The 15,155-nt window shown below is 60.5% G+C and carries 15 protein-coding genes; 9 read left to right on the top strand and 6 right to left on the bottom strand.

Going from position 1 to position 15,155, the window contains the following annotated elements:
- Window positions 1-39 precede the first annotated feature (39 nt).
- Window positions 40-891 carry a protease modulator HflC gene (hflC, locus tag ACYU81_RS04895; protein WP_196224459.1) on the bottom strand — a complete coding sequence of 284 codons (852 nt, stop codon included), beginning with the start codon at window positions 889-891 and terminating at the stop codon, window positions 40-42.
- On the bottom strand, window positions 891-2,018 hold the full coding sequence (gene hflK, locus ACYU81_RS04890; protein WP_460986607.1) for an FtsH protease activity modulator HflK: 1,128 nt from the start codon (window positions 2,016-2,018) through the stop codon (window positions 891-893). Before hflK ends, hflC begins: the two co-directional genes overlap by 1 nt.
- A 72-nt stretch (window positions 2,019-2,090) precedes the next feature.
- Between hflK and ACYU81_RS04885 the strand changes: the two genes are divergently transcribed.
- From ACYU81_RS04885 to ACYU81_RS04845, 9 genes are all read left to right on the top strand, one after another.
- Window positions 2,091-3,050 carry an Mrp/NBP35 family ATP-binding protein gene (locus ACYU81_RS04885; protein ID WP_460986606.1) on the top strand — a complete coding sequence of 320 codons (960 nt, stop codon included), beginning with the start codon at window positions 2,091-2,093 and terminating at the stop codon, window positions 3,048-3,050.
- 66 nt (window positions 3,051-3,116) lie between these two features.
- The gene (locus ACYU81_RS04880; RefSeq protein WP_449474029.1) at window positions 3,117-3,551 is read left to right on the top strand and encodes a CoA-binding protein; all 435 of its coding nucleotides are present in this window, start codon (window positions 3,117-3,119) and stop codon (window positions 3,549-3,551) included.
- A 39-nt stretch (window positions 3,552-3,590) separates the two neighbouring features.
- On the top strand, window positions 3,591-5,867 hold the full coding sequence (locus ACYU81_RS04875) for a molybdopterin cofactor-binding domain-containing protein (RefSeq protein ID WP_460986605.1): 2,277 nt from the start codon (window positions 3,591-3,593) through the stop codon (window positions 5,865-5,867).
- An 8-nt stretch (window positions 5,868-5,875) separates the two neighbouring features.
- Window positions 5,876-6,931 carry a ferrochelatase gene (gene hemH / locus ACYU81_RS04870; protein WP_460988111.1) on the top strand — a complete coding sequence of 352 codons (1,056 nt, stop codon included), beginning with the start codon at window positions 5,876-5,878 and terminating at the stop codon, window positions 6,929-6,931.
- Window positions 6,876-7,598: an acetoacetyl-CoA reductase gene (phbB, locus tag ACYU81_RS04865; protein ID WP_449474026.1), complete on the top strand. Its 723-nt coding sequence runs from the start codon at window positions 6,876-6,878 to the stop codon at window positions 7,596-7,598. Before hemH ends, phbB begins: the two co-directional genes overlap by 56 nt.
- On the top strand, window positions 7,598-7,891 hold the full coding sequence (locus ACYU81_RS04860; protein WP_460986604.1) for a ribbon-helix-helix domain-containing protein: 294 nt from the start codon (window positions 7,598-7,600) through the stop codon (window positions 7,889-7,891). Before phbB ends, ACYU81_RS04860 begins: the two co-directional genes overlap by 1 nt.
- Before the next feature lie 68 nt (window positions 7,892-7,959).
- Complete coding sequence (locus ACYU81_RS04855; RefSeq protein WP_460986603.1) at window positions 7,960-10,392, top strand: TonB-dependent receptor; 2,433 nt, start codon at window positions 7,960-7,962, stop codon at window positions 10,390-10,392.
- Window positions 10,393-10,565: 173 nt separating this feature from the next.
- Complete coding sequence (locus tag ACYU81_RS04850) at window positions 10,566-11,327, top strand: energy transducer TonB (RefSeq protein ID WP_460986602.1); 762 nt, start codon at window positions 10,566-10,568, stop codon at window positions 11,325-11,327.
- A 27-nt stretch (window positions 11,328-11,354) separates the two neighbouring features.
- The gene (locus ACYU81_RS04845) at window positions 11,355-12,038 is read left to right on the top strand and encodes a Fe2+-dependent dioxygenase (protein WP_460986601.1); all 684 of its coding nucleotides are present in this window, start codon (window positions 11,355-11,357) and stop codon (window positions 12,036-12,038) included.
- Between the two features lie 14 nt (window positions 12,039-12,052).
- On the opposite strand, the gene ACYU81_RS04840 is transcribed toward ACYU81_RS04845, so the two are convergent.
- The 4 genes from ACYU81_RS04840 to ACYU81_RS04825 all read right to left on the bottom strand — a co-directional run bounded on the left by ACYU81_RS04840 (window position 12,053) and on the right by ACYU81_RS04825 (window position 15,056).
- Window positions 12,053-12,925, bottom strand: coding sequence for an FAD:protein FMN transferase (locus ACYU81_RS04840; protein WP_460988110.1), 873 nt, complete (start codon window positions 12,923-12,925; stop codon window positions 12,053-12,055).
- Window positions 12,926-13,023: 98 nt separating this feature from the next.
- The gene (locus ACYU81_RS04835) at window positions 13,024-13,863 is read right to left on the bottom strand and encodes a DUF4198 domain-containing protein (protein ID WP_460986600.1); all 840 of its coding nucleotides are present in this window, start codon (window positions 13,861-13,863) and stop codon (window positions 13,024-13,026) included.
- Window positions 13,864-13,873: 10 nt separating this feature from the next.
- Window positions 13,874-14,398, bottom strand: a complete 525-nt coding sequence (locus ACYU81_RS04830; RefSeq protein WP_460986599.1) for a DUF2271 domain-containing protein — start codon at window positions 14,396-14,398, stop codon at window positions 13,874-13,876.
- Window positions 14,399-14,417: 19 nt separating this feature from the next.
- Window positions 14,418-15,056, bottom strand: coding sequence for a PepSY-associated TM helix domain-containing protein (locus ACYU81_RS04825; protein ID WP_460986598.1), 639 nt, complete (start codon window positions 15,054-15,056; stop codon window positions 14,418-14,420).
- Window positions 15,057-15,155 lie beyond the last annotated feature (99 nt).

Genomic DNA, 15,155 nt, shown 5'->3' with positions numbered 1-15,155 from the left:
GTTCCGAAATGATCTACAACCCTCTTCCGCATTCCACGGTTATCGATCCTTGCCTTGAAACTGTTTCAGGAACTCATTGTCGCGCGACAGCACCATCGTCGTCGAGCCCGGCCGATCGGGCGCAAAGGTCAGCCTATAGGCCTGCATAGCGCGATAGAAATCGTAGAATTGCGGGTCCTTGCCAAAGCTTTCCGAATAAATGCGCGCCGCATTCGCATCGGCTTCTGCGCGGATGATCTGCGCCTGCTTCGCGCCCTGAGCCCTGATCGTCAGCGCTTCCTGCTCACGGGCGGTTCGCATCCGGGTGAAAGCGCTTTCCAGCGGAGCGCCGTCGGGCAGGTCTGCCCGCTTGATCCGTACATCGACGATTTGCGCCCCATATTGACGGGCTACGCGATTGAGACCGGCCTCAATATTGTCCATGACCTGGCCGCGCTCGGGCGACAGCAACGCAGCGAAGGGACGTTTGCCAAGCTCGTTCCGGAGCGCCGAACCCAGGATCGGCCGCAGGGCATCGGAAACGCGCTCCTCGTTCCCTGCCGCAATATACATGCGCAATGGATCGACGATCCGATAACGCGCGAAGGCGTCGACCTGCAACCGAAGCTGATCCGTCGACAGCACTTGCTGTCTTTCCATTTCGACCGACAGGACGCGCTTGTCGATCCAGACAATCTGATCGATGAACGGCCAGCGCAATATGACGCCCGCACCGGTCTTGCCGAACTCTTCGTTGGCACGATAGCGGTTCACGATCTTCTTCGGATCGCCAAAGCGCACGATCACGCCCTGCTTGGTTTCGGGCACGATGGCAACGGTGCTGCCGATGAGCAGCAGCAGAGCTATGACCGATAGCGCCAAAGCGACGGGATGGCGAATAAGCGTCGGCATTATTGGCCCCCTTCCGCAGCGGCGGAGCCGGAAGAAGCGGACGCCCCCTGCGCGCGCCGCTTCAATTCCGGTAGCGGCAGGAACGGGGTGACATTGCCGCTTTCGACGATCGTCTTATCGACGTTGGACAGGACGCCCTCCATGGTTTCGTAATACATGCGGCGGCGCGTCACGTCGGGCGACAGCCTATATTGCTCATACACCTTGTCGAATGCCGCAGCCTCGCCTTGGGCCTTGGCGGTAACCTGCTGCGCGGCGGCACGCGCTTCGTTCAGATATGTTTGGGCCGTCTGCTGCGCCGCAGAGACAGCCTTGAACGCGTCATTGACCGCCGTCGGCGGATCGGCTTGCTTGATCGCGACGCCCTGCACACGGATACCGGACCTGTATCCGTCCAATATCGCCTGCATCCGCTGTTCGACCTGCTGCTCGATTTCAGTACGGCCCGCGCCCAACGCGTCGTCCAGGCTGGCGCTGGCGACAACCGATCGCATGGCGCTTTCGGCGACTTCCCTAACCGTTGCATCAGGGTCGGACAGCTGGAACAGATAAAGCTCAGGACTGCGGATATTCCAGCGAACCGAGTAAGCAAGGTCGATGATATTCTGGTCGCCGGTCAGTACCAGATTTTCGCTCTGCGCGCTGGGTGAACCGATATCAATGGCCCGGATTTCCTCCACATCGACCGTGGTCACATTTTCGAAAGGCGCAGGCAGGGTCAAGCTGATCCCCGGCGACAAGGTCCGGCTATATTTGCCGAGCAGCGTCACGACACCGCGCTCCTGCGGGCCGACGCGGTGAAAGCAAGTGAGCACGAGCCACAACAAGATGAGGATGCCGACGGCAGCGGGCCAAAGCGTCTTTCCGGTTGGTCGAGGTGGGAGGTTGCCAAACCCGCCGCCACCGCCCTGGCCGAAGCTTTCCCGGCTGCGGCGCAGCAGTTCTTCAATCGCGGAAGGCCCCTTGCCGCCTGGGGTCTTCCCCGGTTGCATCCAGGGATTCCGGGGGCCGCCATCGCTTCCCTTGCCTGGACCTTCATCGCCACCCGGGCCGTCGCTTTTGCCGCCCCAAGGACCTTGGACCATTGCGCTAGCGATGCCAGGCATCCACCCGAAAAATCTGTTCATTCCGTCTCTATAGGAAGGCTGGGTCGCGAAAAACAGTGCCCTTCGCAACGATTATGCCTAGGAGGCGCTGTCATGACCGATCTTGAGAGTTTCGCCGCCCGCCTGAAGACCTTGACCGATGGCCGCGCCAGCACGCCCCGGATCAAGGATGGAATTATGAGCCTGGCGCTCGATGTAGGTGGTCTTTCCCCCGACCGGCGGGATGCCGTCGCTGCGGCGATCAGGGAAGGAGGGTTGTCGGTGGCAGGTGTGCAGGATGTCCGGATCGCCATGACAGCCGAAAGAAAGGCTCTCCGCATCATTGCCGTTGCATCCGGCAAGGGCGGAGTGGGCAAATCCACCCTCTCGGCAAATCTTGCCGTTGGTCTCAAACGAATGGGTTTTGCGGTAGGTCTGGTGGACGCCGATATTTACGGACCGTCGCAGGCCAGACTGATGGCCAGCGAAGATAAAAAGCCCCAGGCGCGCGACAAGCATCTGATCCCCGTCGAAAGCCCATTAGGCATTCCGATGCTGTCGATGGCGCACCTGGTCGAACCCGGCAAGGCGCTGGCCTGGCGCGGGCCTATGGCGGGCAATGCCCTTTCGCAGCTGATCGATGCCGATTGGGGCGAGACCGAGGTGCTGGTCGTGGACATGCCGCCGGGGACCGGGGATGTGCAACTTTCGATGGTGCAAAAGCATAAGCCTGCGGGAGCGGTGATCGTATCGACGCCTCAAGACCTGGCTTTGATCGATGCCACGCGCGCGGTCAGCCTTTTCGAGCAGACGCAGGTGCCGTTGATCGGGCTGGTGGAGAATATGGCCGGGTATAGCTGTCCGCATTGCGGTGAGATATCCGATCCTTTCGGCGCGGGTGGGGCGGAAGCGGCTGGCTCAGCCATGGGCATGCCCTTCCTCGGGCGTATTCCTTTGGCGATAGACATTCGGCGCCGGTCGGATGCGGGCGACCCTCCAGCAGCGACGGAAGATGCCTCTGGCGAGGCTTTCCTTGCAATCGCGAGTAAAGTGGCGGCCTGGTTGCGGGGCTAAAGGCGGCGTTTGGGAACGGTTCATCGCATCCCGCGTCTTTAGGATGGCCGAGAAGGAAACAAGGACATGCCGCTGACGTTGCCGCAAGAAATTGCCGACCTTTTAAGGGAAACGCGGACCATCGCTTTGGTTGGCATCTCTGATCGACCCGGCCGTCCAAGCTATGGCGTCATGAAATTCCTGCAGGACCATGGTTATCGCGTGTTGCCGGTCAATCCGCAGATTGCGGGAGAGCATGTGCATGGGGAGTTTGTCTGGGCGCGGCTTGCCGACATCGGCGTTCCAATCGACATGGTGGATATCTTCCGTCGCAGTGAAGTAGCGGGGCAGGCTGTGGACGATGCGATCGCCGCAGGGGCCAAGGCGGTGTGGATGCAGTTGGGGGTAATTGATGAGGCGGCCGCTCGGCGCGCGGAGGCTGCCGGATTGAAGGTCGTCATGGATCGCTGCCCCGCCATCGACATTCCCCGTTTCAATATCCCGCAGGTCCACGCGTTTTAGCGCTTTCCAGCTGCCGCAAGCCTCTTTATCAACGTCCTCATGACGCGCGCACTGCGGAGGCAGGCAAATCATAACGGCACGGCAAGGGGGCTTGATCGGCGTACGCTTTTAGTAGGCGCTGGAGCGTCGGCTGGCCTGCTGCTGGCCTGGGGCGCATGGCCGCGCAGCTACCGCCCAAATCTGAATACCGCGCCCGGCGAAACCGTCTTCAATGCCTTTCTGAAGATCGATAAGGCAGGCAGGGTACTCGTGGTCGTGCCGCAAGCCGAGACGGGGCAGGGCGTGACGACACTGCTGCCACAGATACTGGCGGATGAGCTGGGTGCGGACTGGCGCACCGTGGGTGTGCAAAGCGCGCCCATCAGTCCGCTCTATGCAAACACGTTGCTAGCCAGCGAGTGGCTTGCGAGCGACTGGTCGAGGCTGGCGGGTGGCGCCGGCAATTGGGCGATCGAGCAATATGCGACGCGGCGTGCTTTGATGTTGACCGGCGCGGGGACGTCCGTGCCGATGTTCCACAGAGCCTATAAGGAAGCGGGTGCCGCCGCGCGCGTGCTCTTGTGTCAGGCTGCTGCGGCGCGCTGGGATGTGTCATGGGAAAGTTGCGACATTCAGAACGGCATCATTTCTGATGGCGGCCAGCGCACGTTAAAGATCGGCGAGGTAGCGGCTGAAGCAGCGGAATTCGAGCTGCCCGAGATATTGCCGTTCCGCCAAAATCAGGTTGACCGACTCTTCGGACAGGATTTGCCGCGCCTCGACACGCCTTCGAAGATTGATGGCAGCCATAACTTCGCTGCTGATGTCCGGCTGCCGGACATGGTTTTCGCTTCCATCCGGCAGGGGCCAATCGGCGATGCTGTGCTCACAAGGGTGAACGAGCAGGCTGCAAAGTCCGTTACCGGCTTTATCAAGCTGGTGCGCGCCGAACGGTGGGTGGCCGCTGTCGCAACCAACTGGTGGGCCGCCAATAAGGCGCTTGATCTTAGCGATCCGGTTTTTGAATTATCGAGCACGCCAGTCAGCAGCGCCAGCATAGATGCTTCGCTTGAAGAGGGCTTTTCGGGTTCGGATGGCCGACGGCTGTATTCGCGCGGCGATCTCAAGCCGCTTTTCGACAACGCCACCATCCTGGCCAGCGAGTTTACCGTTGCCCCGGGGCTGCATCTGGCGCTGGAGCCTCCCTGCGCGACCGCGCGCGTGACCGACGGCCTCGCCGAGATATGGATGCCCGCGCAAGCACCTGCACTCGCGCGTAGCGCGATAGCGGATGCTCTCGATCTGCCTGAGCAACAGGTGGTGCTATACCCCCTGCATGCCGGGGGCTCTTTCGGCCGGAAGATGGATTTTGAGGTTGGCGTCCAGGCTGCGTCGATAGCGAAAGACGTTGGGCGGCCCGTCCAACTGCTCTGGTCAAGGCTGGAAGATGTGATCCAGGATCGTCCCAGTGCTCCTGCCCATGCCCGTATGGCGGCAAAGCTCGGCCGCAACGGCGCGATTGAAGGATGGCTTGCGAAAGTGGCGGCTCCCTGTGCCATGACCCAGACATGGAAACGGATTGCCGATCGAAAATTGCCGCATGAAGCAAGCCATGACACTGCCAACGCATCCAGCCGCCTCGCTGTGGCGGGGATGGAACTGCCATATGCGTTGCCGAATTGGGCGGTCGATCATTTCCCCGCCGATGTTGGACTGCCGCTAGGCTTTGCACGCGGCAATGCTCATCTTCATGGCGCCTTCTTTACGGAAAGCTTCATTGATGAACTGGCTCATCTTGCCGGGATGGAGGCGCTCTCTTTCCGCATTCAGATGCTGGGCGGCAACCCGCGACTGGCTCACTGCCTGACGACCGTCGGATCGATGGGGGGATGGCAGGGAGGTATCGAGGGGAGCGGTCAAGGTCTGGCGGCGCATGTCATAGACGGCGCTTATATCGCCGTCATGGTCGAGGCAGCGATCGAGGGTGGCAGGCTCAAGGTTGGGCGGATCATCGCTGCGGTAGATGGCGGGGAGCAGGTCAATCCGGACATCGCACGTCAACAAGTGGAAAGTGGCATAATTTATGGCCTGGCTTCCGCAATGGGTACTTCAGTGCCTTATGCGAAGGGAATGCCCACGCGCTCGATCATCTCCCGGATGGGCCTTCCTCAGTTGCAGGATATAGGTGAGGTCACGGCGGAACTGATCCGAAGCACTGCACCCCCGGCCGGGCTCAGCGAGATTGGGGCGCCGGCGATTGCTCCGGCCATAGCGAACGCTCTTTTTACTGTTACAGGGCAGCGATTCCGCCAGCTGCCGATCTTGACGCGGACATGACATTGAATATGGAAAATATCGGCGTCCTTATCATCAATCTCGGTACGCCCGACGCACCAGACGCGGCGTCCGTGCGGCGTTATCTGGGTGAGTTTCTGTCCGACCCGCGGGTGGTGGAAATCCCTCAGCTTCTGTGGCAGCCGATATTACGCGGCCCGATACTGCTTACTCGCCCAGCCAAGTCCGCGAAGGCTTACCAGGAAGTGTGGACGGACAAGGGGTCGCCGCTCGCCGTTTATACTTGTGAAACTGCTGCCGCACTCCAGAAAATTACCGGGTCGGAGGTTAGGGTGAATTGGGCCATGCGCTATGGATCACCGTCCATCGCCGAACGGCTGAATGCGATGATCGCCGCCGGATGCGACCGCGTCCTGCTGGCTCCGCTTTACCCGCAATATTGCGCGGCGACGACGGCCACCGCTCTGGACGCCTGCTATGCCACTTTGGCTGACCTGCGAGCCCAGCCAGCCATCCGCACATTGCCTCCATATTTTGCGGAAGCAGCCTATATCGAGGCGCTGCGCAGTTCGACCGAAAGCCAGCTGGCTAAACTGGACTTCAAACCGGACCTGCTCGTGGCCAGCTTCCATGGAATGCCTGAACGAACGCGCGATTTGGGTGATCCCTATTATGATCAGTGCCGTGCCACCGCTAGTCTGCTGCAGGAAGCGCTTGGCAGAGAAGTGAGGCTATCGTTCCAATCACGATTCGGGCGAGCGAAATGGCTCGGTCCAGCAACGGATGAGACGTTGCAGGAGCTTCCCGGGCAGGGCGTTCGATCCGTTGCTGTGCTTACCCCCGGTTTTTCGGCCGATTGTCTGGAGACGTTGGAGGAAATCGCTATCCGTGGGCAGGAAGAATTTTTGGCGGCTGGAGGCCAGGCATTCACCCATTTGCGCTGTTTGAACGCGTCGCCAGAAGCTATCATTCTTTACCGCGAACTGATCGGCCGCGAACTGGCTGGTTGGGTTCAGGAAGCGTTTCGTCCAGTTCAATATGGAGGGGATTATGGACAGAGTTGCCATCGTAACGGGCGGAACACGCGGCATCGGGGAAGCGATTAGCCTCGCGCTCAAGCAACTGGGTTGCAAAGTCGCGGCCAATTATGCCGGAAACGATGAAAAGGCGCGGGACTTCACGGAGAGGACAGGCATTGAAGCCTTCCGCTGGGATGTGGGAGATCATCAGGCTTGTCTGGACGGTTGTGCAGCGGTCGCCGAAAGGCTGGGGCCCGTCGATATCGTCGTCAATAACGCGGGCATCACCCGCGACGGCGTGCTTGCCAAGATGAGCTTCGACGACTGGAATGAGGTGATGCGCATCAACCTTGGCGGTTGTTTCAACATGGCCAAGGCGACCTTCGGGGGCATGCGGGAAAGAGCATGGGGGCGGATCGTCAATATCGGTTCCATCAACGGTCAGGCTGGCCAATATGGGCAGGTAAACTATGCCGCCGCCAAGTCCGGCATCCATGGCTTTACCAAGGCGCTGGCGCAGGAAGGGGCGAAGTTCGGCGTTACCGTCAACGCGATCGCGCCGGGCTATATCGACACCGACATGGTGGCGGCAGTGCCTGCTCCGGTTCTGGAGAAGATAGTTGCCAAGATCCCGGTCGGCCGCCTTGGCCAGGCCGAAGAGATCGCACGCGGCGTAGCCTTTTTGTGCAGCGAAGAGGCGGGCTTCGTCACGGGGAGCACGATGTCCATCAACGGCGGGCAGCATATGTATTGATGGCGCAGGGCGACCACAGTGAAGGCGCGGCGCCGCCAACCGGGTCGCCCTTCTCGCCTCCCGTCAAGCGGAGCGTGACGATCGCGGGGCATCAGACCGCAATCAGTCTTGAACCCATATTCTGGCAGGCTCTCCGCACGGTCGCTGTGCGAGAGAGCTTGCCTCTCAATGCCTTGATCGCGCAGATCGATCTTGCGCGGCTGGCGGCTCCCAGCCCGCCTAATTTGGCCAGCGCCATACGATGCTGGCTCTTCGCTAATGCGCTGACCGGCGATAATAATTATTCGCAATAGCGTTGACTCTGCGAACAATTCGCAATAGCTGACCCCTGACGATTAGTGAGATAAGGGGTTTTCGTTTGATGTCCAGCAGTTCCAAATCGATCCCGTCCTTCCTGGCGCTTGGCTGCGTGAGCGCAATTGCCTTTGCTTCGGCCGCCCACGCGCAAGACGGTACACCCGCACCCAAGCTTGGCCGGATGACTGTGACGGACACTGCAATCGATCCTTCGGAGATCAAGGTCGAACGCGCGGAGTCCCCCAAATATGTGCGCCCATTGCTGGACACGCCGCAGACGATCACAGTGATCAACAAGGAAACGATTCAACAGCAGAATCTGCTCACCCTGCGTGACGTGCTGTCGACCGTGCCAGGCATCACCTTCGGTGCTGGCGAGGGCGGTTTCGGTTATGGCGACCGCATCATCATGCGCGGTCAGGACGCGAAGAACGACGTTACCGTCGACGGCGTCCGATCGGGCGCATTCCTGAACCGCAACGAAGTCTATAATATCGAGCAGGTCGAAGTCACCAACGGAGCGAACTCCGTGATGAACGGCGGCGGTTCGGTTGCGGGTACGATTAACCTCGTGACCAAGCGGCCGCTGGCGGATGACCAGACGATCCTGAACGCGGGGATCGGCACCGACAATTATTACCGTGCGACGGTGGATGCGAACAAGCGCATCAACGACCTGATCGCGGTGCGCATCAACGCGGTGTATCATGAAAATGACGTGCCTGGCCGCGACGTCGAAAATTATAAGCGCTGGGGCATCGCGCCTGCGATCACGATCGGCATCGACAGTCCGACCAGCCTGACCTTGCAGGGCGAGTATCTGGATGACGATGCGATGCCGCAATATGGGCTGCGCTATTATCCGGCGCAGGGTGGCATCTTGGATGAGTTTGACCGCTCGGGCTATTATGGCTTTGCCAATATCGACAAGCAGGACAGCAAGACCAAGTCGTTGCAGGCGATCTTCAGCCATGCGTTCAGCGACAGCTTGAAGGTGCGTAATCTGACGCGATATGAAAAGATCAGCCAGAATACCATCACCAGCCAGCCGACAGGTGACTTCTGCCTGTCTTCGAGCGTACAACCTGATGGATCCGCTTGTGCGGCAACGGTCGCCCCCGGCTATTTCATGCCAAACCGCGGCAACGGGCGAGGCAATACACGCTTCATCAACAACGAAACTGCCTATAACCAGATTGATCTCAGCGCAGATTTCGCGACGGGCGGGATTGAACACACGCTGGTCCTCGGCGCGTCTGCATTGTGGGAAAAATATAACCAGCTTGCCGGAAACAGCCTGCGTGCGGCCGATGGCACAAACCCGTTCGCGACCTCCTATCCGCTCGTCAGCATCTCCAACCCCGGTGAAGTGGTGCAGGGTCCGGCAGGCTTCGTCTATGGCAGCAACAACTATGTCGGCCCCATCAACTTCATCCGGGCGACGAGGGCGTTGGGTGAGCAGACAAGTTACGCCGCCTATCTGTTCGATGCGATGAAGTTCACGGATTGGCTCGAACTCAACGGCGGTATCCGTTATGAGAAGGTGAAGGGAAGCAGCAAGAACGTTAGCTTCGATACGGTTGCTGGTTCTGCCACCCTGGGTAACCCGACCGGCGTATCGGCCCCGGCGAAATTTGACGATAACCTCTTATCCTATCGGGTTGGTCTGGTCGTGAAGCCCACGTCCAACACCAGCCTCTATGTCGCCTATGGCAATTCGAAGCTGCCTTCGAAGGCGTCGGTTGACGGCTCCTGCGCCATCGACACGGGCACCGGGGGCGGGACCTGCAACGTGAAGCCGGAAACGACCAAGAACTACGAGATCGGCGTCAAGGCTGACCTGTTCGACGCCAAACTGCTGCTGACCGCTGCGGCCTTCCGCAACGATCGTAACCAGATCAAGGTGGTGTCGGGCAATGTCCTCCTTCCCGATCAGGCGACCGATGGTCACCAGCGGGTCGAGGGCATTTCGTTGGGCGCATCGGGCAATATCACCAGCAACTGGACGATTTCCGCTAACTACATGTATCTGAAGAGCAAGATCCGGCAGGGCGTGTCCGACTTCTGCCTCGACAATCCGGGATCGACCAGCACGACGGCAGGCAATTGCGCCAACAACGCCGATTTCCTTGATCCCACTCGTGGCCATTCGCTTACGAATACTCCCAAGCATTCAGGCAGCCTGTTCACCACCTATCGCTTCGGCTTCGGTCTGGAACTGGGTTACGGCATAACCTACCAGGGTAAGTTCCTGCTGAACCAGCCGACGCTGGCGCAGCTCGTGGCAGGCAACTATGTCGGCTATCATGTGCCGAGCTACACCATCCATCGGTTCATGGCGAACTACCCGATCACCGAAAATCTTAAGGCGCAGCTCAACGTCCAGAACTTCACCAACGAGAAGTATGTGACGACTGTGCGCAACAATGTGAACGGCAGCTGGGCGCAGCCCGCAGCGACCCGATCCGCAGTGCTGAGCCTGAACTACACTTTCTAATGACCACCCTCCCCCGGCATCGTCCCTTGCCGGGGGAAAGGCGGATGGCGATGCACTCCTCCTCGGATCGCCATCCGCCCGTTCTGAAGAAATAAGAGGGGTGCGATTGATTCGCATTAGGACCGGCGTTATGTGCCTGTTCTGCGGGGAATCGCCGTGAAAGGGAAAGTGGCATGTTCGATGCAGCGGAACGGTATATTGCAGATGATGCTGCATCCTCCGTTTCTCCGCTACATAGCCCAACACCATCTCCGAGCATCAAGCTGCCGGAGGTTCCGGCAGCCAATGCCTCGCGCTATGGTGAACGACGCCAGATCAATTTACCCACGATCCTGCTGATCATCCTCATTCACGGCGTTTTGATCTCCGCGCTCATTCACGCCCGACAACAAGTTCGGCACGTCCGCGAAGCGCGTTTGTCGGTCGTAAACTTGATGCCGCCCCCGCCGCCGCCCGCTGCGGAAACGCCTCCGCCTCCGCCATCTGCTCCTCCGGTGGTCGCTCCCCCGGCGTTGGTTCAGGTGCCGGTTCCGCCGGTGCCGATCGCTACCACGCCTGATCCCTCTCCGGTTCCCCCAACGCCTGTTGTGAGCCGGGCGCCTGTGCTTGCCACTCCGACCGCTCCTGCTTCGCCGAGCACCGTCCAGGGGGGCGATCTTGCTACACAGATGGTGGCGGGTAAGCCGCCGCGCTATCCGATCGAAAGCCGTCGCAAGCGTGAGCAGGGAACCGTCATTCTATCTCTCACGCTGGGCGTCGATGGGGCTGTGGAAAGCTTGACTATTGCGCAGAGCAGCGGCTTTTCTCGTCTGGACGCTGCGGCGCGCGAAGCGGTGCGAAGCTGGCGGTGGAAGCCGATGGTCCGGGACGGCCAGCCGGTGCGAGTTAAGGGCGTCGTTGAAATCCCCTTCGTCCTACGTAGCGCAGAGACTTGAACAAGAGGCGCTGATAGAGTTTCCGACATGCTGACAGTTATCCCCGACTTGCTCGATCCTGCCACTGTGCAGCGCGTCCGGACGCTCATCGACGCTGCGCAATGGATCGATGGCAATGTGACCTCAGGTCATCAGTCGGCACTTGCCAAGCGCAACATGCAGCTTCCCGAGGACTCGCCCGAGGCGCGGCAGGCGGGGCAAATCATTTTGGAAGCATTGGGGCGCTCGCCGCTGTTTATCGCTGCTGCACTCCCGCTCAAGATATTCCCGCCGCTGTTCAACAGTTATGAAGGCGGACAGGCGTTCGGCGTACATGTGGATAATGCCGTCCGGGTGCAGGCAGGCACGGGGTTCAGGGTACGATCCGACCTCTCGATGACAGTCTTCCTGGAAGACCCGCAAAGCTATGATGGCGGCGAATTGACCGTCGAGACAAATTTCGGTGTGCAGCGGGTGAAGCTACCAGCGGGCCATGCGGTTTTATACCCTTCCTCGTCGCTTCATCGCGTTGAGCCGGTGACGCGCGGGCGACGGATCGCCAGCTTTTTCTGGTTGCAGTCGATGGTTCGGGACGATGCTGCGCGTCAGATGATGTTCGACCTGGACAGCAGCATACAGGCTCTGGCGGTCGATCTTGGCCATGACAATGCCCAGGTGATCCGCTTGACGGGCGTCTATCACAATCTGCTACGGCGGTGGGCAGACGCCTGAAACGGCTGGCTGGCCTAATCGAGCATCGAGGCTAGAGCAGGCGTCATATATTCCTTGGCGCAGTCTTCGATGCGGAGAATGAGGCGTGCGGCAATATCGTGACGTGTCGCCAACGCCATGCCGCGTTCATGCCCCAAGATCGTGATTGCAGTCGCCCAGGCATCTGCCAGCATCGTGCTTTCGTGCAGGACTGTAACCGACGCGACATCATTGGTGATGGGTCTGCCGGTTGTCGGATCGATGCTGTGAGACAGGTTCGCACCGTTCTTGGTCTGGAAGCGCACATAGTCGCCGGACGTAGCTACAGACAGGCCGCACAAGGCGATGCGGAGGGTAGGCACTGCGAGACCCGGCGGCGCCTCGACATCAACCCACCAGGGCTGATGATCGGGCTTGAGGCCATCGCCGCGCAATTCCCCGCCGATCTCGACCAGAAAATGGCGAGCTCCCAGATCGCGGAGAGCTTCTGAAACCGCATCGACTGCGAAACCCTTTGCTATGCCAGAAAAGTCCAGCTTCACGTCAGCAAGGCGACGGGCGCTCTGATCCGCGATCTCGATCATGGTCCAGGGTGCAAAATGCGCAGGCATTATTTCCGGGCCTGTTATGCCTGACGGGCCGAAACCCCAGCGTTCGACCATCTGTCCGATTGCCGGATCAAATGCGCCACCAGACAGGCGCGCCATGGTCAACCCAGCCTTCAGGACTGTCATCATGTCTGACGGCAGCGTTGTCCAAGTCCCGGTCGGCAGTGCATTGAAGCGGCTGATGTCGGAATCCGCCTCCCAGTTGCTCATCTGGGCGATGACGCGAGAAAGTGCGTCATCGATTGCGTTCGCGCAGCCGGGTGGAGCATCGACGATCCGGGCCGACCAGCTTGTGCCCATGGTCGGTCCGGATAGCTCTGAAATATATCCCGCTCCGCCCCGCTGAGCCGACGGGAGCTGCGGGGGCGGCATGTCAGGAATGGCGATGCGAACGCCGGTCAGGGGGCCAGCACTTCCAAGGTGGTGACATAGGATGCGCGGCGTGGCGTCGGAGCGGCGGGTGGCGTCGCCTGAGCGCCTTCGCTACCTTCGCGATTTCCGCCGACTGTGGCGTTCAGCCAGTACATGCCAGGCTGCGGCCAGCTGATCGAAACTTTTCCGTCCTTGCCGGTGACCAGATCCTGCTGGCCCAACGTGTCGCGATAGCGGATACCGCCGGGGATCACCGTTACCTTGAGGTCCGCAGCGGGCTTCCCGTCGAGGAGGAACTGGAAGGTCGCCGCTTCGCCTGCCACCAAATCATTCGGATGGGTGACGGGCACCAATTCGATGCCAACGCCGGTCGGCTTGAATATGGTGGTGGTGGGCGCGCCCAGTGTCAGGAAAATCTCGTTTCGGTTGGTGGCCTCGACCGTCTGGATGTTGGTGGCTCCGGCCGGGATCGCTTCGGCCAGCTTCTCCTTGGTCGTCCCCCGGGGCAGGCGCTTTACTTCGCCATTGAGGGTGTAGCTGCCCATAACGCCAGTCGAGACGCTGGCGACGCGATATGTGCCGGGCTGCGTCAGGTGAACATCGAAGGTGTAGCGATACTTGCCGGTCGCGGCGTTTTCGATTTTGCCAGCCGAGCCGTCGGGCTGCGTCACTGCGATCGCGTCGGTGCGCATGGACATATGTTCGAAGTAGAAGAGGTCGTTTGAGACCGCCGCGTCAACGGTGACCCAGCTGTCTGTTCCGGACAGGGTGGTCGAGGACGGAAGCATCCACTGGCGGTGGGCCTGGGCAGCGCTGGTGGTCATCAGCGCGGCGAGGGTTGCTGCGATCAGATATTTGGCTTTCATGACAGTCCCCTTATTTGCTGACGCTGAGGCTGACCTGCCCCAATTCATTGTTGCCCTTTGCGCGGACCACGGTGCCTGGCTTTGCTGGCCAGCTGAAAGGCAAGCGTAGCAGTTCGCGGCCGCCGACTTCGCGCGCCGCCTCTACGACCAGCGTGTAGTTGCCGGGTGCGAGTTGCCCGAGCGGGCCTTTGCCTGGCGTGAAGGCGACCTTCTGGTCACCCGGAGCGCGGGTTGCTCCGGTGATGCCGTCGGCGGGGACTTTCAGGGACCGGCCGGAGACGCGCCACCATTGGCGCAGGTCGCGGAGCCATTTGGTGCCTTCGCCCTTTGCCTTGTCGACATCATACCAGACGGACAGGGTGCGGGGGGTGGCGCCTTCCTTTTCCAGCCAGATGGCGACGTAGGGGCGGTGATATTCCGCGACGGAGAGGCGCGGGATGGTGACGTTGACGTTGAGCGTCTGGGCGGTGGCGGGGATTGCTGCCGCGCCGAAGGCGGCGCTGCTGCCGAGGATGAGTTTGTAGCGGCTTTGCATGTGCTGCTGGTCCCCTGAATTAATGAAGGAAAAGGAGAATTAAAACGGTTGGGATGATGAGGCCTGCCCCGACGATGGGCCAGGTGCTGGGGCGCTTGGCGGCGTGGAGCTGTAGGAGGAGGAGGCCGGTCGTTGCGAAAACGAAACAAGCGACGGCGAAGATGTCGATGAACCATTTCCAGACGGTGCCGGTGTTGCGGCCCTTGTGGAGGTCGTTCAAATAGCTGATCCAGCCGCGGCTGGTGCTTTCGCTGGTCACTGCGCCGCTCTGCCGGTCGATGGAGACCCAGCCGTCGCCGCCGGGGCGGGGGAGGGCGAGGTAGATTTCGTCGGCGGACCATTCCGCCTCGCCTGCTGCGGGGGCGCCGATTTCCTTTTCGACCCAGGTGGCGATGGGCGCGGGGAGCGGCTTTTTGCTGTCGGGGCGATTGTCGGGGGCGACTTGTTTCAGGAGCGGCGCGGGAAGGGTCGCGGACTTTTCGATGGTCTGCGGTGAGGCTTCGACATCGGCGGCGTGGTTGAGGGTGATGCCGGTGAAGGCGAAAAGCAGGAGGCCGATGAGGCTGATCGCGGAACTGATCCAGTGCCAGCTGTGCAGTTGCTTCAGCCAGAAGGTCTTCTTCTTTTTCTTGGGCTGGAGGCGGGCAGGGGCGTGCATTGGGAGGTCGGTCCTGATGATGAGGTGGACCGGATAACGCGAACGACTCGCAATTGCAAACGCGGAGAGGGAGGAAATTGTATTAAAGTGTAGGGGTTG

The organism is Sphingobium sp. TomTYG75 (assembly GCF_054771635.1).
This window is presented reverse-complemented; position numbering and strand designations above follow the sequence as displayed.